This is a genomic window from Streptomyces sp. NPDC058373 (assembly GCF_042723275.1).
Taxonomy (GTDB): domain Bacteria; phylum Actinomycetota; class Actinomycetes; order Streptomycetales; family Streptomycetaceae; genus Streptomyces.
This window is the reverse complement of the sequence record NZ_JBHXJE010000004.1, coordinates 58,484-83,827: the sequence shown is the minus strand read 5'-3', so window position 1 is coordinate 83,827 and position 25,344 is coordinate 58,484. Positions and strand designations below refer to the sequence as shown.

The 25,344-nt window shown below is 75.6% G+C and carries 22 protein-coding genes, 2 pseudogenes and 1 riboswitch; of the genes and pseudogenes, 17 read left to right on the top strand and 7 right to left on the bottom strand.

Annotation, left to right across the window (positions count from 1 at the left end; genetic code table 11):
• Genes ACFWMZ_RS04300 through ACFWMZ_RS04250 form a run of 11 tightly spaced genes read left to right on the top strand, consistent with a single transcriptional unit; the run spans position 1 to position 11,446 of the window.
• Positions 1-1,638 (top strand): carbamoyltransferase, encoded by a 1,638-nt coding sequence (locus ACFWMZ_RS04300; protein ID WP_383179804.1) that lies wholly within the window; start codon positions 1-3, stop codon positions 1,636-1,638.
• Positions 1,635-2,675 carry a glycosyltransferase family 2 protein gene (locus ACFWMZ_RS04295; RefSeq protein WP_383179807.1) on the top strand — a complete coding sequence of 347 codons (1,041 nt, stop codon included), beginning with the start codon at positions 1,635-1,637 and terminating at the stop codon, positions 2,673-2,675. Before ACFWMZ_RS04300 ends, ACFWMZ_RS04295 begins: the two co-directional genes overlap by 4 nt.
• Complete coding sequence (locus ACFWMZ_RS04290) at positions 2,672-3,289, top strand: D-glycero-alpha-D-manno-heptose-1,7-bisphosphate 7-phosphatase (RefSeq protein ID WP_383179810.1); 618 nt, start codon at positions 2,672-2,674, stop codon at positions 3,287-3,289. The genes ACFWMZ_RS04295 and ACFWMZ_RS04290 overlap by 4 nt, the downstream gene beginning before the upstream one ends.
• Positions 3,286-4,293 (top strand): glycosyltransferase family 9 protein, encoded by a 1,008-nt coding sequence (locus ACFWMZ_RS04285; RefSeq protein WP_383179814.1) that lies wholly within the window; start codon positions 3,286-3,288, stop codon positions 4,291-4,293. The genes ACFWMZ_RS04290 and ACFWMZ_RS04285 overlap by 4 nt, the downstream gene beginning before the upstream one ends.
• Positions 4,290-5,252 (top strand): glycosyltransferase, encoded by a 963-nt coding sequence (locus tag ACFWMZ_RS04280; protein ID WP_383179817.1) that lies wholly within the window; start codon positions 4,290-4,292, stop codon positions 5,250-5,252. Before ACFWMZ_RS04285 ends, ACFWMZ_RS04280 begins: the two co-directional genes overlap by 4 nt.
• Positions 5,249-6,505 carry a glycosyltransferase gene (locus ACFWMZ_RS04275; RefSeq protein ID WP_383179820.1) on the top strand — a complete coding sequence of 419 codons (1,257 nt, stop codon included), beginning with the start codon at positions 5,249-5,251 and terminating at the stop codon, positions 6,503-6,505. Before ACFWMZ_RS04280 ends, ACFWMZ_RS04275 begins: the two co-directional genes overlap by 4 nt.
• Positions 6,502-7,173, top strand: a complete 672-nt coding sequence (locus ACFWMZ_RS04270; protein WP_383179824.1) for an SIS domain-containing protein — start codon at positions 6,502-6,504, stop codon at positions 7,171-7,173. The genes ACFWMZ_RS04275 and ACFWMZ_RS04270 overlap by 4 nt, the downstream gene beginning before the upstream one ends.
• A complete protein-coding gene (gene rfaE2 / locus ACFWMZ_RS04265) occupies positions 7,170-8,591 on the top strand; it encodes a D-glycero-beta-D-manno-heptose 1-phosphate adenylyltransferase (protein WP_383179826.1) in 1,422 nt (473 codons plus the stop codon). Before ACFWMZ_RS04270 ends, rfaE2 begins: the two co-directional genes overlap by 4 nt.
• On the top strand, positions 8,588-9,607 hold the full coding sequence (locus ACFWMZ_RS04260) for a glycosyltransferase family 9 protein (RefSeq protein WP_383179828.1): 1,020 nt from the start codon (positions 8,588-8,590) through the stop codon (positions 9,605-9,607). The genes rfaE2 and ACFWMZ_RS04260 overlap by 4 nt, the downstream gene beginning before the upstream one ends.
• Entirely contained in the window at positions 9,597-10,514 is a 918-nt protein-coding gene (locus tag ACFWMZ_RS04255) for a glycosyltransferase family 2 protein (protein WP_383179831.1), read from the top strand. The genes ACFWMZ_RS04260 and ACFWMZ_RS04255 overlap by 11 nt, the downstream gene beginning before the upstream one ends.
• On the top strand, positions 10,511-11,446 hold the full coding sequence (locus ACFWMZ_RS04250) for a glycosyltransferase family 2 protein (protein WP_383179833.1): 936 nt from the start codon (positions 10,511-10,513) through the stop codon (positions 11,444-11,446). Before ACFWMZ_RS04255 ends, ACFWMZ_RS04250 begins: the two co-directional genes overlap by 4 nt.
• Here ACFWMZ_RS04250 and ACFWMZ_RS04245 read toward each other — a convergent pair.
• The 3 genes from ACFWMZ_RS04245 to ACFWMZ_RS04235 form a co-directional block, all read right to left on the bottom strand.
• Positions 11,426-12,265, bottom strand: a complete 840-nt coding sequence (locus ACFWMZ_RS04245; protein WP_383179836.1) for a SigB/SigF/SigG family RNA polymerase sigma factor — start codon at positions 12,263-12,265, stop codon at positions 11,426-11,428. The genes ACFWMZ_RS04250 and ACFWMZ_RS04245 overlap by 21 nt on opposite strands.
• Positions 12,266-12,478: 213 nt before the next feature.
• The gene (locus tag ACFWMZ_RS04240) at positions 12,479-14,284 is read right to left on the bottom strand and encodes a thiamine pyrophosphate-requiring protein (protein ID WP_383179839.1); all 1,806 of its coding nucleotides are present in this window, start codon (positions 14,282-14,284) and stop codon (positions 12,479-12,481) included.
• A 148-nt stretch (positions 14,285-14,432) separates the two neighbouring features.
• Entirely contained in the window at positions 14,433-14,753 is a 321-nt protein-coding gene (locus tag ACFWMZ_RS04235; protein WP_383199456.1) for a DUF2795 domain-containing protein, read from the bottom strand.
• Positions 14,754-14,936: 183 nt separating this feature from the next.
• On the opposite strand from ACFWMZ_RS04235, the gene ACFWMZ_RS04230 reads away from it, so the two are divergent.
• Positions 14,937-15,257, top strand: a complete 321-nt coding sequence (locus tag ACFWMZ_RS04230; RefSeq protein WP_383179845.1) for a DUF6343 family protein — start codon at positions 14,937-14,939, stop codon at positions 15,255-15,257.
• Positions 15,258-15,283: 26 nt separating this feature from the next.
• Here the strand turns inward: ACFWMZ_RS04230 and ACFWMZ_RS04225 are convergent, their stop codons facing one another.
• Positions 15,284-16,090, bottom strand: a complete 807-nt coding sequence (locus ACFWMZ_RS04225) for a tyrosine-protein phosphatase (protein WP_383199454.1) — start codon at positions 16,088-16,090, stop codon at positions 15,284-15,286.
• Between the two features lie 280 nt (positions 16,091-16,370).
• A complete protein-coding gene (locus ACFWMZ_RS04220) occupies positions 16,371-16,823 on the bottom strand; it encodes a hypothetical protein (protein ID WP_383179851.1) in 453 nt (150 codons plus the stop codon).
• A gap of 188 nt (positions 16,824-17,011) precedes the next feature.
• Here ACFWMZ_RS04220 and lpdA point away from each other — a divergent pair, with 188 nt between their 5' ends.
• The 4 genes from lpdA (at position 17,012) to ACFWMZ_RS04200 (ending at position 21,152) form a co-directional block, all read left to right on the top strand.
• Positions 17,012-18,409, top strand: coding sequence for a dihydrolipoyl dehydrogenase (gene lpdA, locus ACFWMZ_RS04215; protein WP_383179853.1), 1,398 nt, complete (start codon positions 17,012-17,014; stop codon positions 18,407-18,409).
• Between the two features lie 231 nt (positions 18,410-18,640).
• Positions 18,641-19,480 (top strand): PP2C family protein-serine/threonine phosphatase, encoded by an 840-nt coding sequence (locus tag ACFWMZ_RS04210; protein WP_383179856.1) that lies wholly within the window; start codon positions 18,641-18,643, stop codon positions 19,478-19,480.
• Entirely contained in the window at positions 19,477-20,757 is a 1,281-nt protein-coding gene (locus ACFWMZ_RS04205) for an MASE1 domain-containing protein (RefSeq protein WP_383199452.1), read from the top strand. The genes ACFWMZ_RS04210 and ACFWMZ_RS04205 overlap by 4 nt, the downstream gene beginning before the upstream one ends.
• A gap of 173 nt (positions 20,758-20,930) precedes the next feature.
• Positions 20,931-21,152 (top strand): hypothetical protein, encoded by a 222-nt coding sequence (locus ACFWMZ_RS04200; RefSeq protein WP_383179862.1) that lies wholly within the window; start codon positions 20,931-20,933, stop codon positions 21,150-21,152.
• 147 nt (positions 21,153-21,299) lie between these two features.
• Here the strand turns inward: ACFWMZ_RS04200 and ACFWMZ_RS04195 are convergent.
• A pseudogene (locus ACFWMZ_RS04195) lies at positions 21,300-21,761 on the bottom strand (deoxyribodipyrimidine photo-lyase); the annotation flags it as partial.
• Positions 21,762-21,813: 52 nt separating this feature from the next.
• Complete coding sequence (locus tag ACFWMZ_RS04190; RefSeq protein WP_383199450.1) at positions 21,814-23,406, bottom strand: SDR family oxidoreductase; 1,593 nt, start codon at positions 23,404-23,406, stop codon at positions 21,814-21,816.
• A gap of 122 nt (positions 23,407-23,528) precedes the next feature.
• On the opposite strand from ACFWMZ_RS04190, the pseudogene ACFWMZ_RS04185 reads away from it, so the two are divergent.
• Positions 23,529-25,086 (top strand): annotated as a pseudogene (locus tag ACFWMZ_RS04185) (MMPL family transporter); the annotation flags it as partial.
• Positions 25,087-25,143: 57 nt separating this feature from the next.
• Positions 25,144-25,336: riboswitch (cobalamin riboswitch) on the top strand.
• The last annotated feature ends 8 nt before the right edge of the window (positions 25,337-25,344 follow it).

Below are 25,344 nucleotides of genomic sequence, written 5' to 3'. Positions count from 1 at the left end.
ATGCGCATTCTCGGAGTCAACGCACTCTTCCACGACCCCGCCTCCGCCCTGGTCGTCGACGGCCGGGTGGTGGCCGCGGCCGAGGAGGAGCGCTTCAGCCGCCGCAAGCACGGCAAGCGCCCGCTGCCCTTCTCCGCATGGGAGCTCCCGGAGCTGTCCGCCCGCTGGTGCCTCGAACAGGCCGGTCTCACCCCGGCCGACCTGGACGCGGTGGCCTACTCCTACGACCCCGGGCTCTCCGCCCCGGCGGACGAACTCGGCCTGGACGACCCCTGGGACTGGCTGCGCCAGGACTACGCCCGGCAGGCCCCCGGCTTCCTCGCCGAGGCACTCCCCGGGCTCGCCCCCGAGAAGGTCCGGTTCGTCCCCCACCACATGGCGCACGCCGCGTCGGCCGGCATGGCCGGCCCCCACCGGGACAGTGCGGTGCTGGTCCTGGACGGCCGGGGCGAGTGCGGCGCACACCTCGCCGGGCACTACCGGGACCGGGAACTGACCGTCCTCGCCACCCAGGACCTGCCGGACTCGGTCGGGCTCTTCTACGAGGACCTGACCGAGCACCTGGGCTTCCTGCGCAGCAGCGACGAGTTCAAGGTGATGGCCCTCGCCTCCTACGGCACCCCGCGCTTCGCCGACCGCCTCCGGGCCTACGCGCACGCCGAGGACGGCGGCCGCTTCCGGGCCCGTCCCGTGCCCTGGCGGGAGTTCACCCCCCGGCGCGGTCCGGGTGAGCCGTGGACGCAGGACCACGCCGATCTGGCCGCAAGCGCCCAGCTGTGCCTGGAGGAGACCCTGCTGGGGCTGGCCCGGTGGCTGCACGAGCAGACCGGCGAGGAGGCGCTGACCTTCGCCGGGGGCGTCGCGCTGAACTGCGTGGCCAACACCCGGCTGTACCGCGAGTCCCCCTTCCGCGACATCTGGGTGCAGCCGGCGGCCGGGGACGCGGGGACCGCGCTCGGTGCGGCGCTGCACGTGGCCCGGGAGAAGGAGCCGGTGGGCCCGATGCCGACGCCGGCGCTGGGCCGCGGGTGGAGCGACGAGGAGCTGAGGGAGTGGCTGGAGACCGCGGCCGTCCCCTACGAGGAGCCGGAGGACATCGCGGCGGTGGTCGCCGAGGAGCTGGCCCGGGACGGTGTGGTGGCCTGGTTCCAGGGCCGGTCCGAGTTCGGGCCCCGCGCACTCGGCCACCGCTCGCTCCTCGCCCATCCCGGCCGGGCCGCCAATCTGGAGCGGCTCAACGCCGTGAAGGGCCGGGAGGAGTTCCGGCCGGTGGCTCCGATGGTGCTGGCCGAGCGGGCGGCGGAGATCTTCTCCGGCGGTCCGCTGCCCAGCCCGTTCATGCTCTTCGTCCACGACGTGGCCGAGGAGTGGCGGGAGCGCGTGCCGGCGGTCGTGCACGTCGACGGCACCGCCCGCGTCCAGACCGTGGACGCCCGCGAGGAGCCTTTGGTGGCGCGGATGCTCGCCGCGTTCGAGGAGCGAACGGGGCTGCCGGTCGTGGTGAACACCAGCCTGAACACCGCGGGCCGCCCCATGGTCGACGACCCCCGCGACGCCCTGGAGTGCTTCGGCTCGGCCCCGGTCGACCTGCTGGCGCTGGGCCCGTTCGCGGTGCGCAGGGGGAGGTTCTTCGGATGAGCGTGGCCGATCCCCTCGACGTGCAGGGCGACGGCGGCGCCCGTCCGCCGGACGCCCCCGCGTACACCGTCGTCGTGCCGACGATCGGCAGGGCCTGCCTGGCCGACTGCCTGGCGGCGCTGGCGACCTCGGAAGGGCCGCCTCCGCTGGAGGTGGTCGTCGTCGACGACCGGCCGGAGCCGGGTGACCTGCCGCTCGCCGCCGCCGGCGCCCTCCGCGACCGGACGCGGGTGCTGGCCACCCGCGGCCGCGGCCCCGCCGCGGCCCGCAACGCCGGTCTGCGGGAGGCCGGCGCCCCGTGGGTCGTCTTCCTCGACGACGACGTCCGGGTGGACCTGGACTGGCGGCGACGGCTCGGGGCGGACCTCGCGGCGGCCCCACCGCTGACCGGCGGGGTCCAGGGGCGGCTGGTGGTTCCGCTGCCCGAGAACCGGCCGCCCACCGACTGGGAGCGCGGGACGGCGGGCCTCGCCGACGCCTCCTGGGCCACCGCCGACATGGCCTACCGGGCCGAGGCGCTGCGTGCGGTGGGCGGGTTCGACGAACGGTTCCGCCGGGCGTTCCGGGAGGACGCCGACCTCGCGCTCCGCGTGAGGGCGGCCGGCTGGGAGCTGCGCCGGGGCGCGCGGACCACCCGGCACCCGGTACGGCCCGCCGACCGCTGGGTCTCCGTACGGGCTCAGCGCGGCAACGCCGACGACGTGCTGATGACGCGGCTGCACGGCCGCGACTGGTGGGCCCGGGCCCGGGCGCCGAAAGGCAGGTTCCCCGGGCACCTCCTCGTCACCACCGCCGCCCTCACCGCGTCCCTCTGCCTCGCCGCCGGCCGCCGGCGGCCGGCCGCGGTGGCGGCCTCGCTGTGGGCGCTGGGCACGGCGGAGTTCGCCGCGGCCCGGCTGCGCGGCGGGCCGTGGACGGCCGAGGAGATCACCACCATGGCTGCCACCAGCGTGCTGATCCCGCCCCTGGCCGTCGGCCACCGGCTCGCCGGACTCCTCCGCCATCGCGGCGCCCGGCCCTGGCGGGGTGGAGCGTGACGCCCCCCGCCGAGCGCCGGCCGGGTGAAGCCGGACGGGCGGCGGCACCGTTGGAGGCCGTCCTCTTCGACCGGGACGACACCCTCGTCGTGGACGTCCCCTACAACGCCGACCCGGCCCTGGTGCGGCTCATGCCCGGCGCCCGGGAGGCGGTGCGGCTGCTCCGGGAGCACGGGGTGGCGACCGGGGTCGTCAGCAACCAGTCCGGGGTGGGGCGCGGCCTGCTCACCGCGGCCGACGTGCGCCGCGTCAACCGGCGCGCCGACGCGCTGCTCGGCGGGCTCGACGTGTGGGTGTTCTGCCCGCACGCGCCCGACGAGGGGTGTGCCTGCCGCAAGCCGGCCCCCGGACTGGTCCTGCTGGCGGCGCGCCGGCTGGGCGTGGCGGCGGAGCGGTGCGCGGTGGTCGGGGACATCGGGGCGGACGTGGACGCCGCGCGGGCGGCGGGCGCGCGCGGTGTCCTGGTGCCGACCGCCCGGACGCTGGCCGAGGAGGTCACGGCGGCCCCGCACACCGCCCCCGACCTGCTGACCGCCGTCCGCGGACTGCTCGACGGCTCCCGGCCGCAGCGGGTGCCGGCCCGGCAGGGGCGGCCGGAAGGGGGAAGCCGATGAAGGCGCTCGTGGCGCGGCTCGACAGTTTCGGTGACGTCCTCCTGGCCGGTCCCGCCGTACGGGCGGTGGCGGCCGGAGCCGATCAGGTGACCTTCTGGTGCGGCCCCCGGGGCGAGCCGGCCGCCCGGCTCCTGCCGGGGGTCGACGAGGTCCTGGTGTGGGAGGCGCCGTGGGAGGGCGCGCGTCCGCCGGCGGTGGACCCCGCGGCCGTGCACGCGATGACGGAGCGGCTGCGCGCGGGCGGGTACGACACGGCGCTGGTCCTCACCTCCTTCCACCAGAGCCCGCTGCCGACCGCGCTGCTGCTGCGACTGGCCGGCGTCGGCCGCGTCGGCGCGGAGAGCACCGACCACCCCGGCAGCCTGCTGGACGTCCGGCACCGCAGGCTGCCGGGGCGGCACGAGGCCGAGGCCGCCCTGGACACCGCCGCGGCGATGGGTTTCGCGTTGCCCCCGGGCGACGACGGCGCGCTGCGGGTGACCCCCGCGCCGGACACCGTCCCCCTCACGGGGAACGGGCCGTACGTCGTGGTCCATCCGGGCGCCAGCGTCCCCGCCAGGAGGTGGAGCGCGGAGCGGTGCGCCGAGGCCGTGGCGCTGCTGGCCGACGCGGGGCACCGGGTGGTCGTGACCGGCGGGGAGGACGAGCGGCGGCTGACCCGGTACGTCAGCGGGGGCGTCGCGGTGGACCTGGGAGGCAGGACGGCTCCCCGCGTCCTGGCCGGGGTGCTGCGCGGGGCCGAGGCCGTCGTCTGCGGCAACACCGGGCCGGCCCATCTGGCCGCCGCCGTGGGGACGCCCGTCGTCTCGCTGTTCGCCCCCGTCGTCCCCGCGGACCGCTGGGGGCCGTACAAGGTTCCGGCCGTGCTGCTGGGCGACCAAGGGGCGCCGTGCGCGGGGACCCGCGCACGGGACTGCCCGGTGCCCGGCCACCCGTGTCTGGAGCAGGTCACCGCGGCCGATGTCGTGCGGTCCGTGCAGAAGCTCCTGAAGGAGGCGGAATGAACATCTTGATCTGGCACGTGCACGGGTCCTGGTCGACCTCGTTCGTCCAGGGATCCCACAGCTACCTCGTCCCGGTCCTGCCCGACCGGGGCCCCGACGGGCGGGGGCGGGCGCGGACCTGGGAGTGGCCCGCCGGCGTCCGCGAGGTCGCCCCGGAGCGGCTGCGGGCCGAGCAGATCGACCTGATGGTGCTTCAGCGCCCGCACGAGGTGGAGCTGGCGGAGCGGTGGACCGGGCGGGCGCCCGGCCGCGACGTGCCCGCCGTGTACGTGGAGCACAACGCTCCGGACGGGTCGCCGGAGCGCACGCGGCATCCGCTGGCCGGGCGGTCGGACATCCCCGTGGTCCACGTCACCCATTTCAACCGCCTCATGTGGGACTGCGGCCGGGCCCCGACCACCGTGGTGGAGCACGGGATCATCGACCCCGGCCCGCTGTGGAGCGGCGAGGTCGAGCGGGCCGCGGTCGTCGTGAACGAGCCGGTGCGCCGCGGCCGTACCACCGGGACGGACCTGCTGCCGGCGTTGGCCGAGACGGTTCCGCTGGACGTCTTCGGGATGCGGACCGAGGGGCTCGCCGCCCACCTCGGCCTGAACGCCGACCGGTGCCGCACCCAGGATCTCCCGCAGGCCGAACTGCACGCGGCGATGGCCCGCCGCCGGCTGTACCTGCACCCCGTCCGGTGGACGTCGCTCGGGCTGTCGCTCCTGGAGGCGATGTTCCTCGGCATGCCGGTGGTCGCCCTGGACACCACCGAGGCGCGCGACGCCGTCCCCCAGGAGGCGGGAGCCGTCTCCAACCGGCCCGAGGTCCTCCGCGACGCGGTACGCGGACTGCTGGCCGACCACGACCTGGCACGGGCGGCGGGCGCGGCGGCGCGGGCGGCGGCGCTCGACCGCTACGGGATCCGGCGGTTCCTCGACGACTGGGACCGGCTCATGAAAGAGGTCGCGCGATGAGGCACCCCCGAAGGACTCCGCGGCGTATCGCCATGGTCTCGGAGCACGCCAGCCCGCTGGCCGCGCTCGGCGGGGCGGACGCGGGCGGCCAGAACGTCTACGTGGCGCGTCTCGCCGGACAACTCGCCCGCCAGGGCCACGAGGTCACCGTCTACACCCGGCGGGACGACGCCAGACTGCCACCCCGGGTCTCGGCGGAAGGTTTCACCGTCGAGCACGTCGCGGCGGGCCCGCCCACCCAGGTGCCCAAGGACGAGCTGCTGCCGTACATGGCAACCTTCGGGGAACGCCTGGCGAAGGAGTGGACGGCCCGCCCGCCCGACGTGGTGCACGCCCATTTCTGGATGTCCGGCGCGGCGGCGCTGGCGGGGGCCCGCGGGCTGGGGCTGCCGGTCGTGCTGACGTACCACGCGCTGGGCACCGTCAAGCGGCGCCACCAAGGGCCGGCCGACACCAGTCCGCCCGAGCGGATCGCGGTGGAGGCCGAACTCGGACGGCTGTGCCGGACCGTCCTCGCCACCTGCGCCGACGAGGTCCGCGAACTGCTGGCGATGGGGGTGCCGCCGCACCGGGTGACCGTGGTGCCCTGTGGCGTCGACACCGACCACTTCTCGCCGGTCGCCGCCGCGCGGCAGTCCGGCCAGGGCTCCCCCCGCACCCTGCTGGCCGTCGGCAGGCTGGTCCCCCGCAAGGGCTTCGACCGGGCCGTGCGGGCGTTGCGGCACCTGCCGGACGCCCACCTGCTCATCGCGGGCGGCCCCGACGCTTCCCTGCTCTTCGCCGACCCGGAGGCCGAGCGGCTGCGGAAGATCGCCGCGGAGTGCGAGGTGTCGGACCGGGTGACCCTGCTCGGCGCCGTGCCCCACGCCGGCATGCCCGCCCTGCTCTCCCGGGCCGACCTGGTGCTGTCACTCCCGCAGTACGAACCGTTCGGCATCGTCCCGATCGAGGCGATGTCCTGCGGTGCGCCGGTGGTCGCCACGGCCGTCGGCGGCCAGCTCGACACGGTCGTCGACCAGGTCACCGGGGCGCACGTGCCGGGCCGGCCGGACGGCCCCGGGCCGGACGGCGACCGGTTCCTCGTCCGGGTCGTCCGCGACCTGCTGGACGACCCCGACCGCCTGGCGCGGTACGGCGCGGCGGGCCGGCGCCGCGCACTGGACCACTACACCTGGGACCGGGTGGCCGACGGTGTCGCCCGGGTGTACGAAGGAGCCGTCACGGCTCCCCCGCTCTCGGAGGCAGCTCGATGAAACCGGGTATCGACTCATATCCCCGCACCCCCCGCACGGTCGGGACCGACGACCGGCACTGCGACGAACTCCTCACGGCACTGGCCGCGTTCCGCCGCTCGGCCCCGCTGATCCACCGCTGGGGCACCACGCTCGCCCAGGCCCTCGGCGGCGGGGCTCGGCTGCTCGTGGCCGGGAACGGAGGCAGCGCGGCGCAGGCGCAGCACCTCACCGCGGAACTGGTCGGCCGCTACCGCGACGACCGGCCCGCCTACTCGGCGCTGGCCCTCCACGCCGACACCTCCTCGACGACGGCCATCGCCAACGACTACGGCGTCCAGGAGGTCTTCGCGCGGCAGGTCAGGGCGCACGGCAGGGCCGGTGACGTGTTGATGCTCCTCTCCACCAGCGGGGCCAGCGCCAACCTCCTCGCCGCCGCCGAGCAGGCGAGGGGCGCCGGCATGGCCGTGTGGGCGCTGACCGGTCCGGCCCCCAATCCGCTGGAGGCCGCCTGCGACGAGGCGCTCTGCGTGGACGCGCCCGTCTCGGCCACCGTCCAGGAACTGCACCTGGTGGCGGTCCACATGCTCTGCGAGTCCTTCGACCGGTCGGTGGGGGGCCCGCCGGGCCCCGCCGCGGTGGTGGAGGCACCGGGCACCGGTCTCGCCGGGACGGAGGCAGGCGGATGACGGCCCGCACCCCCCTGGTCGTGGTCGGGGACGCGCTGCTCGACGAGGACGTGCGCGGACACGTGGAACGGCTGGCGCCCGACGCGCCGGTCCCGGTGGTCAGCGGGGCCCGCTCCGTGCGGCGGCCGGGAGGCGCGGCGCTCGCCGCCTGGCTCGCCGCACGGGACGGCCGGGAGGTCACCCTCGTCACGGCCCTGGGTGACGACGCGTCGGCGCGGGCGGTCCGCGAGCTGCTCGCGGGGTCGGTGCGGCTGGTCGAACTGCCGCTCTCCGGCACCCTTCCCCGCAAGACACGGGTGCTGGGGGCGGACCGGCCGCTGCTCCGCCTCGACGAGGGCGACGGCCGGGCCCGCGAGGCCACCGAGGAGGCCCGCTCGGCGGTACGGGCCGCCCGGGGGCTGCTCGTCGCGGACTACGGGCGGGGTGCCGCCGATGTCCTCAGGCCCGAGCTGGAGCAGGCGGCGGCGCGCGCCTCGGTCGTCTGGGACCCGCATCCGCGAGGGGGCCCGCCCGTCCCCGGTACCCGGTTGGTGACACCGTCCGCGGCGGAGGCCTCGGGCTTCGCCCGCCGCCTCGCCGCCGGTCCGGCGCGGGACGCCGCTCCGCCCGGCTCCGGGGCTCTGGAGCGGGCCGCCCGGGACGCGGCCCTGCTGCTGGCGGAGTGGGGGGCCGCCGCGGTCGCGGTCACCCTCGGCGAGCGGGGAGCGCTGCTGACCTACGGCGAGACCCCGCTGCTCGTCCCGGCGGCGGGGGCCGCGCACGGCGACGCCTGCGGAGCGGGCGACCGGTTCGCGGCGACGGCCGCCGGTCTGCTGGCGGACGAGGCCCTGCCGGAAGAGGCGGTCCGTGCCGCCGTGGCGGCCGCCACCCGCTACGTGGCCGAGGGCGGCGCCGCCGCGGTCCTCGCCGACGAGGAGCGCGACGCCCCGGGCACCGCCGCGCCAGGCGCGCGTGAACTGGCCGAGCGGGTACGCGCCCGGGGCGGCACGGTGGTGGCCGCGGGCGGCTGCTTCGACCTGCTGCACGCCGGGCACGTGGCGCTCCTGGAGGCCGCCCGCCGCACCGGCGACTGCCTCATCGTCTGCCTCAACTCCGACGCCTCCGTCCGCCGCCGCAAGGGGCCCGGACGGCCGCTGGTCGAGGCGGCCGACCGGATGCGTGTCCTCAACGCCCTGGAGTGCGTCGACGCCGTCGCCGTCTTCGACGAGGACACCCCCGAAAGGCTGCTGCGCGACCTGCGGCCGCACATCTGGGCCAAGGGCGGCGACTACGCCCGGTCGGCGCTGCCGGAGACCCGGCTGGTGGAGAGCTGGGGCGGCCAGGTGCTCCTCCTGCCCTACCTGGACGGCCGTTCCACCACCACCCTGGCGGAACGGGCGGCCCGCCCGGCCGCACCCGCTCCAAAGGGCACGGCGTGAGCGCCCGTCAGGCCGGGCGGCCGACCGTGCTCGTGCTCCGGGCCCTGGGGCTGGGCGACCTGCTCGCCGGTGTGCCCGCGCTGCGCGCGCTGCGCCGGGCCTTCCCGGACCACCGGACCGTCCTCGCCGCCCCGGCGGCGCTGCGGGACGCGGCCGCGGCGACCGGCGCGGTCGACTCCCTGTTCCCCGCGGCCGCCCCGCGGCGCGGCGTGCCGGACCTGCGCCACTGGCCCGGTCCGCCCCCGGAGGTCGCCGTCGACCTGCACGGCACCGGCGGGCTCAGCCGCGACGCGCTGGCCGCCCTGGACCCGGGGCGGCTGCTGGCCTACGCGCGCCCGCAGGACGGGACGGCGGCCCTGCGGCCGCGTCCCTGGGAGCACGAGCGGGAGCGCTGGTGCCGGCTGCTGCGGGCGCACGGCGTCCCGGCGGACAGCGGCGACCTGCTGCTGGCGCCGCCGCGCGTGCCGTCGCCCGCGCCGGGCGCGGTGGTGGTGCATCCCGGTGCCGACGCCGTCGCACGGTGCTGGCCCGCCGAGCGGTACGCCGACGTGGCCGCCGCGCTGGTCCGCCGGGGCCACCGGGTGGTCCTCACCGGCGGGCCGGGCGAGGACGCCCTGGTGGGCGCCGTGGCGGGGGCCGCGGGGATCGGTGCGCCGGACCTCTTCACGGGCGGGCTGCCCTTCGCGAGGCTGTCGGCCCTGATCGCCTCCGCCCGGCTGGTGATCAGCGGCGACACGGGTCCGGCCCACCTCGCCGCGGCGCACGCCGTTCCCTCGGTCACCCTCTTCGGCCCGGTGCCTCCCAGCGCGTGGGGGCCGCCGCCGAAGCGGCTCCACGCCGCCCTGTGGCACACCGGTCCGCCCGGCGACCCGCACGGAACCGTCCCCGACCCGCAGCTCCTGCGGATCACCGTGGACGAGGTGCTGACCGCGGCCCGCAACCGCCTCCCGGAGGCCGAGGCCGCGACGGCTGCGGCACCCGCGCCGGGCGGGGAGGGGCGCGGCCGTGTCCGATGAGCTCCGTGGCGGCCGGCCCGACGGGCGGACCACCGTCGCCGTCATCACCCGGGACCGGCCCGGCAGCGCCCTGCACACGCTGGACCGGCTGGCCCGGCTGCCCGAACGCCCCCCGGTGCTGGTCGTCGACAACGGGTCGGACCCGCGTACCACCGCGCTCCTTCGGCGGCACCCCGTCGGCGCCCACGTCCTGCGCCCGCGCCGCAACACCGGGGCGCTCGGCCGCAACCTGGCGGTCCGGCAGGCGGTGACGCCGTACGTGGCGTTCAGCGACGACGACTCCTGGTGGGAGCCGGGTGCCCTGCGCCGGGCGGCCGACCTCCTCCAGGACCACCCGCGACTGGGGCTCCTCGCCGCTCGCACCCTGGTCGGCGACGACGCCGGGGAGGACCCGCTCAACGCGGTCCTGGCCGCCTCGCCGCTGCCGCGTGCCGCGGACCTCCCCGGCGTTCCCGTGCTGGGCTTCCTCGGATGCGCGGCCGTGGTGCGCCGGTCGGCCTTCCTCGACGCCGGCGGCTACCACCCGGTGCTCTTCTTCGGCGCCGAGGAGACCCTGCTCGCCTACGACCTCACCGCGCTCGGCTGGGGTGTCGTCCACGACCCGTCCGTGGTGGCCCGGCACCGGCCGGACGGCGCGGTACGGCCCGGACGTACCGCCCTGGTACGGCGGAACGAACTGCTCACCGAGTGGCTGCGCAGGCCGCTGCCGGTGGCGTTCGCAAGCACCCGCCGGCTGGTGGCCGACGCGCTCGGCGGTGACGCGGCGGCGCGCGGTGCGCTCGGCGGGGCCCTGCTCCGGCTCCCACGGGCGTTGCGGCACCGCAGGCCGCTGCCGCCGGTGGTCGAGGAGGCCGTCCGCTCCGTACGAAGAGTCCCGCCGTCCCCTCGCCCTGTGGAGCAGACATGACCGAGCACTCCGGGCCCGCCGAGGCCGGCCTCGTCCGGCCCGACGACCGGGTCAGCGTGGTCGTCATCACCCACGACCGCCGCCAGGAACTCCTGCGCACCCTGCGGCTCCTGCGTGACCTGCCGGAGCGGCCTCCGGTTCTGGTCGTGGACAACGCCTCCTCGGACGGCACGGCCGACGCGGTGGCCGCCGAGTTCCCGGAGATGACCCTGCTGCGGGCCAAGAGCAATCTGGGCGCCGTCGGCCGCAACCTCGCCGTCGGCCGCGTCCGCACGCCGTACGTGGCCTTCTGCGACGACGACAGCTGGTGGGAGCCGGGTTCCCTGCGCACCGCCGCCGACCTGCTGGACGCCCGGCCGGAACTGGCCGCGGTCACCGCACGGATCCTGGTCGAGCCCTCCGGCGAGGAGGACCCGGTCGTGGCCGAGCTGCGCGACTCGCCCCTCGCCGGGCCCCCGTGGCTGCCCGGCCCCGCCCTCGGCTCCTTCCTGGCCGCCGCCACCGTCCTGCGCACCGACGCCTTCCGGCAGGCGGGCGGCTTCCATCCGGCGCTGTGGCTCGGCGGGGAGGAGGAACTGCTCGCCACCGATCTCCAGCGCCGCGGCTGGTGGCTGAGTTACGCGCCCCGACTCACCATCCACCACGCCCCCTCGGCGCTCCGGGACCCCCGGGCACGGCGGATCGTCGGCCTGCGCAACACCCTGTGGTTCACCTGGCTGCGCCGCCCGCTGTGGCCCGCGCTGCGCCGCACCGCCCACCTGGTGCGCACCGTGCCCCGGGACGGCGCCTCGGTGACCGCCTTCCGCCGGGCACTGGCCGGACTCCCCTGGGTGCTGCGGCTCCGGGACCCGGTGCCCGCCGCGCTGGAGGCCCGGCTCTGGGCCCTGGAGAAGGCCCAGCGCGCGGGCGGATCACGGCGGTACGTCGGCTGACTCCTGCTCCGGGTCCGCGGCGGGAGCGGCGGCCGGGTCGTCCTCCACCTGGCTGCGTACCCAGGCGCAGGTCTGGTTGAGGAGACGGGAGACGTGCATCTGGGAGAGGCCCAGCTCCGCCCCGATGGAGCCCTGCGTCATGGAGCGGAAGAACCGCAGGTACAGGATGCGCTTCTCGCGCTCGGGCAGCGCGGCGAGGGCCCGGCGCACCGCCTCCCGGTCCTCCACCAGGGCGAACCCCGGCTCGACGGCCCCCTGCCGGTCGCCCACCGCGAACGGCGTGTGGGGGTTCAGCAGCGCCTCCAGGGAGACGGGCCGGTAACTGTGGACGGCCTCCAGGCCCCGCCGGACGTCCTCGCCGGGCAAGGCGGTGTGCGCCGCCAGTTCCTCGACGGTGGGCGCCCGGGGCGCGGTGACGGGCGCGAGGGCCTGCAGCGCGGCACGGACGACGCTGCGCAGCTCCTGGACGCGGCGCGGCACGTGCAGGCCCCAGGTGTTGTCGCGGAAGTGGCGTTTGATCTCCCCGCGCACCGTGGGGACGGCGAAGCTCTCGAAGGCTCCCGCCCGGTCCGGGTCGTAACGGTCGATCGCCTTCACCAGGCCCAGGGCGGCCACCTGGCAGAGGTCCTCGTACTGCTCCCCGCGTTCCCGGTAGCGGGAGGCCAGGCGGCGCGCCATCGGCAGCCAGGCCTCCAGGAGCGCCCCGCGCAGGCGCTGCTTCTCCTCCCCCTCGGGCAGCGCGCGCAGCCGGCGGAAGGCGTCGGCCGCGCGTCGGGGGTCCGGCTCGTCCGTGAAGCGCCGCGGGGTGGTGGTCGTCATCGGTGGGCTCCGGGGTGCCAGGTCACGAGGACTCAGGAGGCGGGCTGCCGACGCCCCCGGTCCGCGAGCCGCCTTCTCGCCGGTGGCCCCGGACCGGCCGCGTCTCCCACCATCCTGTCGGTCCTCGCCCGCCTCGCACCTTTTGGCGGGCCGGTCGGACGAGCCGGGGCGGTGTGCGGGAGGGCCGTCCCCCTCCGCGCACCGCCCCCGCTGTCACTTCTTCGGGCCCTTGCCCACCCCCGGCAGGAACTCCGCGGCCTTCGCCTTGATGCCCCGCTTGACGACGTCGGCCCGGTCGCTGTCGCCCTTGAGGAGCGCGGCGGCGGTGGCCTCGGCCTGCTCCCAGGTGGCGTGCGGCGGGATGGGCGGGACGGCCGGGTCGGTGCGGAAGTCGAGGACGAAGGGTCGGTCGGCCGCCAGCGCCCTGCTCCAGGCGCGTTCCACCTCGTCGGGCCGCTCCACGCGCACCCCGCCGAGGCCGAAGGAGGCGGCCACCTCCGCGTAGGGGATGTCCGGGATGTGCTGCGACTGCTCGAACTGCGGGGCGCCGGTCATGGAGCGCATCTCCCAGGTGACCTGGTTGAGGTCCCCGTTGTTGAGCACCGCCACGACCAGGCGCGGGTCGGACCACTCCTCGTAGTACTTGGCGGCGGTGATGAGTTCGGCGAGGCCGTTCATCTGCATGGCGCCGTCGCCGACGAGGGCGATGACCGGGCGGCCGGGGTGGGCGAACTTCGCCCCGATGCCGTACGGCACGCCGCAGCCCATCGTCGCCAGGGTCCCGGAGAGCGAGCCCCGCATGTCGTCGCGCATCCGCAGATGCCGCGCGTACCAGTTGGCGGCGGAGCCGGAGTCGGCGGTGACCAGGGCGTCGCCGGGCAGTTGGGCGTCGAGGGCGTGGACGACGTACTCCGGGTTGAGCGGGTCGGCCTCCAGCGCGGCGCGGCGCTCCATCACCTCCCACCAGCGGGCGGTCCCGGCCTCGATCTCCGCCCGCCACTTCCCGTGCTTCTTCGGTTTCAGCAGCGGCAGCAGGCGGCGCAGGGTGGCGGCGGCGTCGCCCACCAGGTTGGCTTCGAAGGGGTAGCGCATCCCGACCATGTGCGGGTCCAGGTCGATCTGGACGGCTCGGGCCTGCCCGTACTCGGGGAGGAACTGGCTGTACGGGAAGCTGGAGCCGACCACCAGCAGGGTGTCGCAGTCCTGCATGAGCTCCCAGGACGGCCGGGTGCCGAGCAGCCCGATGGACCCGGTGACCCAGGGCAGGTCGTCGGGGAGGACGTCCTTGCCGAGCAGGGCCTTGGCGACGCCGGCGCCCAGGTGGTCGGCGAGCTGCCGCACCTCGTCGGCGGCGCCGCGCGCGCCCTGGCCCACCAGGACGGCGACCTTCTCCCCCGCGTCGAGGATCTCGGCGGCGCGACGCAGCTCCTCCTCGGCGGGGACGGGCGCGGCGTAGGAGGTCCCGAGACTGGAGGGGACCATCTTGAACGCGTGGGTGGGCGGCGAGTACTCCAGTTCCTGGACGTCGGCCGGGACGATCACCGCCGTGACGGTGCGGCGGCCGACGGCGGTGCGGATGGCCCGGTCCAGGACGTTGGGGAGCTGCTCGGGGACGGTCACCGTCTCGCAGAAGTCGGAGGCGACGTCCTTGTACAGGCTCTGGAGGTCCACCTCCTGCTGGTACGAGCCGCCCATGGCGCTGCGGTTGGTCTGGCCGACGATGGCCACCACCGGGACGTGGTCCAGCTTGGCGTCGTACAGGCCGTTGAGCAGGTGGATGGCGCCGGGCCCCGAGGTCGCGGCGCAGACGCCGACCCGGCCGGAGAACTTCGCGTAGCCGACGGCCTCGAAGGCCGCCATCTCCTCGTGCCGCGCCTGGATGAACCTCGGCCGGTCGTCCGCCCTCCCCCAGGCGGCGAGGAGTCCGTTGATGCCGTCCCCCGGGTAGGAGAAGACGTACTCCACGTCCCATTCGCGCAGGCGCTGGAGGATGTGGTCCGAGACTTTCGGCGCGGCCATTGGGGGCGTCCTTTCGCTGAGTGGTTCGTCGGCGGCCCGGATGGTCCCGGGGCGTCAGCCCCGCCCGTCGGGCCGCTCACCGGACGCCTGCCCGAGATCGCGGGGGTGTACCGGACGGCGTGTCTCCGGCTGGGTACGCGCGGAGCGCTCAGCGCTCCAGTTCCTCGTCCACCGGCGGCTTCGGGACGTCCCGGAGGTGCTGCGAGAGGCCGGGCTTGCCGCCCTGGCGGGCCTGCTCGCCCTTCTCGCCGGCGGTGCGCGGGATGTCCGAGTCGGGGTCGAGCCGGACCGAGCGGGCGATGTCCTCGCGGGAGCCGTACTCCTCGGCGGGGATCTCCTGGAGCGCCCTGACCACCTCCCCGGACGCCCCGGCCCGCTGGGCCGTCTCCAGGAGCGCCTCCTTCCCGGCCGGGAAGTCGACGGCGTCCAGCGCGGCGAAGATCTCGTCGAGAGTGGTGTGCGCGGTCATGGGAGTACCTCCGGAGGGTGGGCCGGGTGGGCGCGGGCGATACCCGCCCCCAGCCATGCTCCGCCGATGAGCCGGGGCCCGCACCCGCAGACCCTGCCCGTTACGCCCACCGGCGCTAGCGTGGAGGGGACGCCCTGTACACCGTGCTGTACGGGGAGACCCGTCCACGGGAGGTGGATACGCGTGACCCAGCACCCGCCGGGCCAGCCCGGACCCACCGGTGGCCGCACCGGAACCGAACCCGTCCTCGCGCGGAGCGCGCTCGGCCTGCGCCTGGTGATCTCCAGCGTCGCCGTACCCCTCTTCGCGGCGGTGACCGTGCTGGTCTCGATCTGGGCCGCCGGCTCCTCGGAGACCGACAGTCCGAGCGGCACCTCGCTGACCGTGCTCGCCGCCGTCTTCGGCGTCCTCACCCTGATCGCCCTTGTCGACCTGATCGTCGTGATCCGGCGGCGCTCACGGGCCCGCGAGGCCGCGCGCCGGGCCGAACGCGGCGAGGGCTGACCGGACGGCACCACCGTCCGGCCCGCTCAGACGGCGAGTTCCGCCCGCAGCCGGTCCAGCGCGGCCTCGACGCGCAGGGCCTCGCGGGCGTACCTCTCCAGGTCGCCCCAGCGTTCGGCGAGCGCCTCGAAGGCGGCGTCCAGGTAGGCCGGGCGGACCTCGGTGAGGACGGCGGCGATCTCCGGGTCGCCGCCCCGGTCGGTGAACCGGCGGACCAACGGCGCGTACTGGGCGCGGACCGCGTCGTTGACGGCGAGGTACTCGCGGCGTACGGCGTCATGGTCCGCGCCGAGCAGCAGGAGCAGGACGGCGGCGCCCCAGCCGGTGCGGTCCTTGCCCGCCGTGCAGTGGAAGAGGAGCGGGTGGGTGCCGCTGTCGGCCGCGGTCTGGACGAGGGCGGCGTAGGCGCTGCACGCGCCGGGCGAGAGGACCATCCGCCGGTAGGCGTCGCGGAACCGCTGCTCCGCCCGGCCGCCGCCCAGCTCCTGCTCGGCGAGGACCGGGTCGGCGAGGAGTTCGCCGAGGCGTGCCGGGGCCACGCCCGGGTGGCTGCCGAGGACGTCGCCGACGAAGGGGCGGGCGCCGGGTGGCAGCACGTCGGGGGCGGCCTCGCGTTCGCCGGTGGTGCGCAGGTCGAAGACGACCTGGACGCCGCGCCCGGTCAGCACCGGGTCGGTGTGCGGGTCGTGGCGCGCCAGGTCGGCGGAGCGCAGCAGCGCGCCGGGGCGCACCGACCGTCCGGCGCCGGCGCCGGGCAGGGGGATGCCGCCGAGGTCGCGCAGGTTGGCGACGGTGGCGGCCTCGACGGCCCTGCCGGTCGGCTCGGTGTCCATGCGGTCATCGTCGGCCGGGCGGGGCGAGGGCGCACGCCGGGGGTGGGACGGGCGCCTCCGGACGGAGCATCCCCGCCTTCGGCGGGATGCGGTGACGTGAGCCCCGGGCACGCGTTTCCGGGCAGGCCGACGCTCGGGGCTCGCGTCCGTCCGACGCCAGGCGTACGGCGGCCAGGCGTACGCGACCAGAGGCGTGCGCGCGCCCGGGATCGACGGCGGGCCACCCGGTGCGAGCGCCCGCCTCCCGTGTCAGCCGTGCCGGAGCCGGCGGCCGGGCGTGTCAGCGATGCCCGCCCCAGGGGCGGCCCCGCGGGGGAACGTCGCCGGAGGAGAGGCCGCCCAGGTGACCGGTCTGGATGACGATGCCCTGCTGGGTGCCGCCGCTGATGGTGTTGGTGACCTGGAAGGTGGGACCGGCGCCCTCGGCGGGGGCGATCTCGTCGATCAGGCGGCGCAGTTCGGTGGCGGCCTCGGGGTCGGCGCGCAGCAGGCGGCGCAGCCGGAGCTGCCACTCCTCCTGGACGTCGGCCCGGTGCTCCTCGTCCCCGGTCCGGTCGGCCTCGGCGAGCTCGGCGCGGGCGGCGGTGAGTTCGGCGGTGACCCGGTCCTCGTCGCCGCCGCGGGCGAGGAGGCGGGCGACCCTCTCGCGCGTGGCCGACCAGGCGTCGGAGACCATCAGGCCGACCAGGGAGCTGGCTCCACTGGCGGCGAGCGCGGCGAGTTCGGCGTCCACGTTCTTCTCCCCCTGCGTTCCCTCCGGCCGCGACCGGCCGGGGCGGGCCGTACGGTCCGCCGTGAGACCACCGTAGGCAGCCGGGCGCTTGGCCGGTAGTCCCCCGTGCCGGTGGCGGGGTGGCACGGGGTCCGGCGGCGGACAGGGCTCCGTTTTGCTTTGGGGGCGTGAAGAGCGAGGCTGTGACCATGAGTACACACTTCGACGTGGTGGTGCTGGGCGCTGGCCCCGGCGGGTACGTGGCGGCGATCCGTGCTTCGCAGCTCGGGCTGCGGGTGGCGGTGATCGAGGAGAAGTACTGGGGAGGCGTCTGCCTGAACGTGGGCTGCATCCCCTCGAAGGCGCTGCTGCGCAACGCGGAGCTCGCCCATCTGGTGAACAACGAGGCGAAGACGTTCGGCATCCGCATCGACGGTGAGGTCACCTTCGAGTACGGACCCGCCTTCGAGCGCAGCCGCACGGTGGCGGACGGCCGGGTCAAGGGCGTCCACTACCTGATGAAGAAGAACAAGATCACGGAGCTGGACGGCCGGGGCACCTTCACCGACGACCACACGCTCCGGGTCGACGGCCCCGACGGCAGCCAGACGGTCACCTTCGACCACTGCGTCATCGCCGCCGGTGCCACCACCAAGCTGCTGCCGGGCACCGAACTGAGCGAGCGGGTGGTGACGTACGAGGAGCAGATCATGACGCGTGATCTGCCCGAGTCCATCGTCATCGCCGGTGCGGGCGCGATCGGCGTCGAGTTCGCCTACGTCATGCACAACTACGGCGTGCAGGTGACGATCGTCGAGTTCCTGGACCGGATGGTGCCCAACGAGGACGTCGAGGTCTCCAAGGAGCTGGCGCGCCGGTACAAGAAGCTCGGCGTCCAGGTGCTGACCTCCACCCGGGTGGAGTCGATCGAGGACTCCGGGCCCAAGGTCCGGGTGACGGTCAGCAAGGACGGGCAGCAGCAGGTGCTGGAGGCCGACAAGGTCCTCCAGGCCATCGGCTTCCAGCCGCGGGTGGAGGGCTACGGCCTGGAGAACACCGGCGTCGCGCTGACCGAGCGGGGCGCCATCGACATCGACGGCCGCTGCCGGACCAACGTGCCGCACATCTTCGCCATCGGCGACGTCACCGCCAAGCTGATGCTGGCGCACACCGCCGAGGCGATGGGCGTCATCGCGGCCGAGACGATCGCCGACGCGGAGACGATGGAGCTGGACTACGCGATGATCCCGCGGGCCACCTACTGCCAGCCGCAGATCGCCAGCTTCGGCTACACCGAGGCCCAGGCCCGGGAGCTGGGGTACGACGTCCAGGTGGCGAAGTTCCCCTTCATGGCCAACGGCAAGGCGCACGGGCTCGGCGACACCGGCGGCTTCGTCAAACTGATCAGCGACGGCACGCACGGCGAGCTGATCGGCGGCCACCTGATCGGCCCGGACGTCACCGAGCTGCTGCCGGAACTGACGCTGGCCCAGCAGTGGGACCTGACGGTCCACGAGGTGGCGCGCAACGTCCACGCCCACCCGACCCTCGGCGAGGCCGTGAAGGAAGCGGTGCACGGCCTGGCGGGACACATGATCAACATGTGAGCCGAAGCGTCGGAAGCCCGGAGGAAGCCCTCCTCAGCGCCCCCGCCGAGACGTGTTCCACGCGTCTCGGCGGGGGCGCTTTCCGCTGCTTCGAGCGGCGTACGGCGGGGCCGCCGCTCGGCGCGCCCGCCAAGCGGGATAAAGCGGGGCAAAATAGGATGATGTGAGGTTTTCTGCGGACGGGTGTCTCGATCACGACCCCGGCCGACCCGACGGACCCGGGAGCGGCCGATGAACGGGCAACGCCCCCCGCGCGAGGAGAGCGCGGACGCCCTGCTGACCCGGCTGGGGCGGCTCACCGCGGTGGCGCGGGAACGCGTGGAGGTGCAGCAGGCCCGGGTGGAGCTGGCCGAGGCGCTCCAGCGGGAGATGCTGCCGGCCCGGCTGCCGCAGGTCCCGGGGTTGCGGGCGGCCGCCCGGTACGCGCCGGCCCGCGACGGTCTCGACATCGGCGGCGACTGGTACGACGGCTTCGAGCTCGGCGACGGCACCCTCGGCTTCTCCATCGGCGACGTCCAGGGCCACGACGTGGAGGCCGCCGCCTTCATGGGGCAGGTCCGGATGGCGCTGCGGGCGGTGGCCAGCGCGGTCAGCGACCCCGGCGAGATCCTCGGCCGCGTCAACGACCTGCTGGTCTCCGTGGAGGGCCCGCTCTTCGCCACCTGCTCGTTCCTGCGCTTCGACCCGGCCACCAAGGAGCTGTACAGCGCGCGGGCCGGGCACGTCGGCGCGGTCTGGGCGGCCGCCGACGGCCGGGGCGGCGTCGCCGAGGACGTGGGCGGCCTCCCGCTCGGCATCATCTCCGGCGAGCGCTACCCCGTCACCCGCCGCCGCTGGACCCGCCCCGGGGCGTACGTCCTGCTGACCGACGGCGTCGTGGAGGGGCCGTCCTTCTCGATCGAGGAGGGCCTCGCCCGCGTCACCCAGCTGGTGACCGCCGGGGTCGGCCTCGACCCAGGCCAGCTCGCCGACCGCGTGATGCGGGTCGCGGGCCGGACCGGTCACCTGGACGACGCGGCGGTCCTGGCCCTCTCCCACGGCGGCCTCGCCACGGGAGGCGTACGCCCGTGAGCCCCGGCCCCGACACCCCGCGCCGCTGGTGGCGGACGACCCGCCGCCGCGACGCCGACCGGGCGGGCCCCACCCCCGGCGCCCACCGACCGGCGCCACCGGAGGAGGCCGCCCCGGCGGGCGTCACCGTACGGCCGGCCCCGCCCGACAGCGCCTCCCCGGAGGGGGCCGGGGCCTGGCGGCCGGGCCTCTCGCTGGAGCAGTTGCGGCGCACCGCCGGGGTCGACCCGGAACGAGAGGGGCGGCAGACGGAACTGCCCGTACGCGTCCTGCGCCTGGTGACCCTGATTCTCGCCGTCGCCCTCGCCTACTACGGCGCGGGCCGACTCGGCCTGCTGCGCCAGGTGGCGGTGGAGGGGGCGACGGTGACGCCGCTGTGGCTGCCCTCCGGAGTGGCCGTCGCCGCGCTCTTCGCCTTCGGTCCGCGCATCGCCCCGGGCATCACGCTCGGCATGCTGGCGGTGACCTCCACCATCAGCCCCGTCTCCGGATACTCGCTGCTGACAGCGGTGGGCAACACCCTCGCCCCGCTCGCCTCCTGGTACCTGCTGCGGCTGGTCGGCTTCCGGCCGTCGCTGGAGCGGCTGCGGGACGGGCTCGCCCTGGTCTTCCTCGGGGCGCTCGGCGGGATGACGGTGAGCGCCGCCGTCGGCACCGGCACCCTGCTGGCCACCGACAAGATCCTCTCGGCCAACGCCTGGTCGGTGTGGGCCGCCTGGTGGGCCGGGGACGCGCTCGGTGTGCTCGTCGTGGTGCCGCTGCTGGTGGTGCTGATCCGGCCCCGGCTGCCCCGCGACGCGCTGGGCTGGCTCGAACTGCTGGGGCTGTTCGCGGTGACCGCCACGCTCACCTGGGTGGCCATCTACAGCCCGCTCGACCTGCTCTTCCTCGTCTTCCCGCTGCTGATCTGGGCCGGGCTGCGGTTCGAACTGACCGGCAGCGCGCCCGCCGCCCTGATCGTCTCGGTCCTGGCGGTGACGGCGGCCACCCGCCAGCAGGGGCCGTTCGCCGGGCGGGAGATGGGCGAGGTCATGGTCAACCTCCAGGCGTTCAACGTTTCGGTGGCCCTGACCGGCCTCCTCCTCTCCTCCCTGGTGACCGAACGCCGCCACATCCGCGAGCGGATCGAGAACGCCTGCCAGGAACTGGCCGAGGTGGTCGACACCCTCGCGCCGGGCGCCTCCCGTGCCGGGTGGGCGCAGGACCCGGAGGAGGACCCGGAACAGGAGGAGGGCGGAGGCGGACGGCGGACCGGCGGCGGGTGGGGCGCCGGTTAGCGCGCCGGTCCCGGGCCGTCCGCCCCTTGGCAGGCACTTTCGGACACTCCCTGGCGAGATGTGCCAGGTCGGGCCCCACGGGAAGATCTTCGCGACTAGCGTTCTACATGCGTGTAGAGAACGCGGGGGCGGCCGCCCGGATCACCGATTCGCATGTTCCTGAAAGGACAGCTGTGGCTTCGATCGATCTGGACAAGGTGCTGGACAAGGCGTGGGCGGAGAAGAGTCTGCCGGAAATCCTCGCGGCGCCGGTCTCCGCGCTGAAGGGCGTCTCGGACCGGGACGGTGAACTCCTCCAGGAGGCGTTCGGCGTCCGGACCGTCTCCGACCTGGCCGGGCTGAAGTACGCCCGCTGGGCGCAGGCCCTGGCCGCGCTCGACACCTCCGCCGCGTAACGCCCCACCGCCCGCCGCTCCCCCGGGTACGGGGCGGCGGGCGTACCGGCCGCCCCGGCGCCACCCGCCCTCACCGAGCCTCGGCGCGCTCCAGGCTCACCCGCAGCCGGTGCAGGGCGCGCCGGGCGTGGCTCTTCACGGTGCCGAGCGGCAGTACGGCGTGAAGACCGCGAAGTGGCCCGAGGAGGCGGGGGTGGCCGCGCCGGGCGGCAGGGCGGTGATGACGCCCTCGTGGACGAGGAGGCGCCGCCCCTCGGCCTCCAGGGCCTCTCGCAGCCGCTCCTCCCGGCGCCGGGCGAAGGCGCTGACGCCCGCCGCCAGATGGACCTCCTCGGCGTCGGCCTCGGTGACGACCCGGCAGACCTCTTCGACCAGGTCGCCGGAGCGGATCACGAGCCGCCCGCCGCGCTCCCGGAGCGAGCGGTCCAGGTCGGTGAGGCAGTCGGCGAGGAAGGCGCGCCGGTTGGGCGCCGCGGACCCGGCGTCCGTGACGGCGTCGTCCTGGACGAAGAGCGGCACCACGGCGTCGGTCGCGTCGAGCGCGGCCCGTAGCGCGGGCTGGTCGTGCAGCCGCAGATCGGAGGTGAAGCGGACGACGGAGACCGTCATGGTGCTCTTTCCGGGGTTGCTTAGGTACGGCGTGCGGGGCGGGGCGCGCGGTTCAGGGGGTGGGCCGCGAGACGGTGTCGTCGGAGTCTCCGGGCGCTCCGGAGGCGGCCCCGGCCTCCTCGTCGGCGGTCTGTTCGCGGGCGGCGGTCAGCGCGATGTTGCGGGCCATGCCGCCGAAGACCACCGCGTGGAAGGGGGAGATGGACCACCAGTACGCCTGGCCGAGCAGGCCGCGCGGCAGGAAGACGGCGCGCTGGCGGTAGCGGGTGCGTCCGGCGTCGTCACGGTCGACGGTCATCTCCAGCCAGGCCAGGCCCGGCAGCCGCATCTCGGCGCGCAGCCGCAGCAGGCGGCCCGGCTCGATCTCCTCGACCCGCCAGAAGTCCAGCGACTCCCCCACCCGCAGGTGCTGGGCGTCGCGCCGCCCGCGCCGCAGGCCGACCCCGCCGACCAGCCGGTCCAGGCGGCCGCGCACGGCCCAGGCGAGCGGGAAGGAGTACCAGCCGTGCTCCCCACCGATGCCCTCGACGACCCGCCACAGCGCTTCGGGTGAGGCGTCGACGAGGCGCTCGCGCCGGTTCTCGTAGAGGCTGCCGCCGGACCATTCCGGGTCGGTGGGGAGCGGGTCGCTGGGAGCGCCGGGGACCGAGGCCGAGGACCAGCGGGTGGCGACCTGGGCGTCCTGGACACGGCGCAGCGCCAGCGCGAGGGCCTGGTCCACGCCGATGGGCCGGCCCGGGGCGTCGGGGACGTACGCGGCGATGTCGTGCTCTCGGCAGACCACCTCGTGGCGGAGCGACTCGGCCAGCGGGCGGGCGATGGCGGCCGGTACGGGGGTGACCAGGCCGACCCAGTGGCTGGAGAGGCGCGGGGTGAGGACGGGGACGGGCAGGATCAGGCGGCGGGGCAGCTTGGCGACGGCGGCGTACCGCTGCATCAGTTCGCGGTAGGTGAGGATGTCGGGGCCGCCGATGTCGAAGGTGCGGTTGACGTCGGCGGGCATGGCGGCGGCGCCGGCCAGGTAGGCGAGGACGTCGCGGACGGCGACCGGCTGCATCCGGGTGTTGACCCAGCTCGGGGTGATCATCAGCGGCAGCCGCTCGGTGAGGTAGCGGAGCATCTCGAAGGAGGCGGAGCCGGAGCCCAGCACCACGGCGGCGCGCAGCACGGTGGCGGGCACGCCGGAGTCGAGCAGGATGCGGCCGACCTCGGCACGGGAGCGCAGGTGCGGCGAGAGCCTGCTCTCGGGGACGCCCTCGGGGGTGAGGCCGCCGAGGTAGACGATGTGGCGGACCCCGGCCGCGCGGGCCTCGCGGGCGAAGATCCGGGCCGCCTCGCGGTCGGTGCGCTCGAAGTCCGAGCCGGTGCCGAGGGCGTGGACCAGGTAGTACGCCACCTCGACGCCGCGCATCGCCTCGCGCACCGAGTCGGCGTCGGTGACGTCGCCCTGGACCACCTCGGCACGCTCGGCCCAGGTCAGGTCCCGCAGCTTCCCCGGGGTACGGGCCAGGGCGCGGACCCGGTAGCCGGCGTCCAGCAGGGCGGGGGCGAGGCGGCCGCCGATGTACCCGGTGGCGCCGGTCACCAGGACCAGCGCGCCGTCGCCTCGCGGGGTGGGCTCGGTGGGGTGCTCATCGCTGCTCATGGCCTCTCTCCGGGATCGGTGACCGGGCGGAACGGCGGTGTCCGGGCCGCTCCCGGTCCACCGTCTCGCGCCACTGCTTCTTCCGCGCGTCCCGGGCGCGCGAATGCGGCGGCCGGCGGACCGTCGTCTACCGCAGTGTGCTGCTGCCGCTGGTGATCATCTTCGGCGCCGTCCTCGCCCTCGGGCTGGCCTGCGCGGTGGTCTACGCACTGGCCGAGCGGGACGTGGTCCGGGTCGACGGGCAGGTGCCGGGCATCCTCTCGATCCTGGTGATCGGCGCCGCCACCGACTACGCGCTGCTGCTCACCGCCCGGTTCCGCGAGGAACTGAGTCTGCACGGCGACCGGTTCACCGCGATGCGGCTGGCCTGGCGGCAGTCGTTCGGGCCGATCACCGCCAGCGCGGCCACCGTGGCCCTCGGTCTGCTGGCCCTGCTGCTCGCCGACCTGACCAACAACCGGGCGCTCGGCCCGGTCGGCGCCATCGGCATCGTCTGCTCGGTCTTCAGCGCCCTGACCTTCCTGCCCGCCGCCCTCGTCCTGCTGGGCCGGGTCGCCTACTGGCCCGCACGGCCCAAGGTCACCGGCACCGGCGGCAGCCACCGCCTGCGGCAGCGCGTCGCCGACCGGGTCGACCGGACGCCGCGCAAGGTCTGGGCCGTCACCCTGGCCGCCCTCATCGCGTGCGCCGCCTTCGCCCCGACGCTGGCCAGCCGGGGCGTCCCGCTGGACGAGATCCTCGTCAACGACGCGCCCTCGGTCTCCGCCCAGGAGACGCTGAGCCGCCACTTCCCCGGCGGCTCCGGCAACCCGGCGGTCGTCATCGCGGACGCCGGACGACTGGACGAGGTGACGGAGGCCGCCGAGCGGACCGAGGGCGTCGCCTCGGTCGCCCCGGTCACCGAGTCGGGGCGGCCCGGCGGCGGCGCACCGCTCGTCGTGGACGGCCGGGTCCGGATCGACGCGACCCTCCAGGACGACGCGGACAGCGACGCCGCCAAGGACACGGTGGCCCGCCTGCGCACCGCCGTCCACGCGGTCGACGGCGCCGACGCCATGGTCGGCGGCTACACCGCGCAGCAGTACGACACCCAGCGCACCGCCGAGGCCGACCGGAACCTGATCATGCCGGTGGTACTGGCGATCACCCTCGTCATCCTGGTCGCCCTGCTCCGCTCTCTGGTGACCCCGCTGCTGCTGGTGGCCACCGTGGCGCTGAACTTCGCCGCCACCCTGGGCATCGCCTCGCTGGTCTTCACCCACGTCTTCGGCTTCACCGGCACCGACGCCTCCGTCCCGCTCTACGGCTTCGTCTTCCTGGTCGCTCTCGGCGTCGACTACAACATCTTCCTGATGTCCCGGGTCCGCGAGGAGACCGCGCGGCACGGCACCCGGGAGGGCGTACGGCGCGGCCTGACCACCACTGGCGGCGTCATCACCTCGGCCGGCGTCGTCCCTGGCGGCGACCTTCGCGGCGCTCGGGGTGATCCCGCTGGCCTTCCTCGCGCAGATCGCCTTCATCGTCGCCTTCGGCGTGCTCCTCGACACCCTGGTGGTCCGCTCCCTGCTGGTGCCCGCCCTGGTCCGCGACATCGGTCCTGCCGCCTGGTGGCCGGGGGCGCTCAGCCGCCGGGCCGAGCCCGCCGAGGACGCGTCCGGGGAGCCGCGAACCCCGGCGTAAGCGCAGGCAGTACGCGTACGACGGCTCTCCCCGCCCCCGGGCGTGGGAGGGCCGCTGTGCTAGCTTTCGCACGCCAGTCGTACCCGCGCATCTCCATGCGAACGGGTCAGGGAATCCGGTGCGAACCCGGAACTGACGCGCAGCGGTGAGGGCGACGGGCGGCGCAGGACGCCACTGGGGCACGCCCCGGGAAGGCGCGCCGTCCGCACGACCCCGAGTCCGAAGACCTGCTGGCCCTCCGCCCGTACGGACGGGGTT

What these genes read in the sequence shown, in the direction of transcription:
- ACFWMZ_RS04210 (WP_383179856.1), top strand. Translation starts at nt 18,641, where the DNA reads ATGAACGGGCAACGCCCCCCGCGCGAGGAGAGCGCGGACGCCCTGCTG.
- ACFWMZ_RS04295 (WP_383179807.1), top strand. Translation starts at nt 1,635, where the DNA reads ATGAGCGTGGCCGATCCCCTCGACGTGCAGGGCGACGGCGGCGCCCGT.
- ACFWMZ_RS04250 (WP_383179833.1), top strand. Translation starts at nt 10,511, where the DNA reads ATGACCGAGCACTCCGGGCCCGCCGAGGCCGGCCTCGTCCGGCCCGAC.
- ACFWMZ_RS04225 (WP_383199454.1), bottom strand. Translation starts at nt 16,090, where the DNA reads ATGGACACCGAGCCGACCGGCAGGGCCGTCGAGGCCGCCACCGTCGCC.
- ACFWMZ_RS04190 (WP_383199450.1), bottom strand. Translation starts at nt 23,406, where the DNA reads ATGAGCAGCGATGAGCACCCCACCGAGCCCACCCCGCGAGGCGACGGC.
- ACFWMZ_RS04270 (WP_383179824.1), top strand. Translation starts at nt 6,502, where the DNA reads ATGAAACCGGGTATCGACTCATATCCCCGCACCCCCCGCACGGTCGGG.
- ACFWMZ_RS04285 (WP_383179814.1), top strand. Translation starts at nt 3,286, where the DNA reads ATGAAGGCGCTCGTGGCGCGGCTCGACAGTTTCGGTGACGTCCTCCTG.
- ACFWMZ_RS04280 (WP_383179817.1), top strand. Translation starts at nt 4,290, where the DNA reads ATGAACATCTTGATCTGGCACGTGCACGGGTCCTGGTCGACCTCGTTC.
- ACFWMZ_RS04245 (WP_383179836.1), bottom strand. Translation starts at nt 12,265, where the DNA reads ATGACGACCACCACCCCGCGGCGCTTCACGGACGAGCCGGACCCCCGA.
- ACFWMZ_RS04235 (WP_383199456.1), bottom strand. Translation starts at nt 14,753, where the DNA reads ATGACCGCGCACACCACTCTCGACGAGATCTTCGCCGCGCTGGACGCC.
- ACFWMZ_RS04300 (WP_383179804.1), top strand. Translation starts at nt 1, where the DNA reads ATGCGCATTCTCGGAGTCAACGCACTCTTCCACGACCCCGCCTCCGCC.
- lpdA (WP_383179853.1), top strand. Translation starts at nt 17,012, where the DNA reads ATGAGTACACACTTCGACGTGGTGGTGCTGGGCGCTGGCCCCGGCGGG.
- ACFWMZ_RS04240 (WP_383179839.1), bottom strand. Translation starts at nt 14,284, where the DNA reads ATGGCCGCGCCGAAAGTCTCGGACCACATCCTCCAGCGCCTGCGCGAA.
- ACFWMZ_RS04275 (WP_383179820.1), top strand. Translation starts at nt 5,249, where the DNA reads ATGAGGCACCCCCGAAGGACTCCGCGGCGTATCGCCATGGTCTCGGAG.
- rfaE2 (WP_383179826.1), top strand. Translation starts at nt 7,170, where the DNA reads ATGACGGCCCGCACCCCCCTGGTCGTGGTCGGGGACGCGCTGCTCGAC.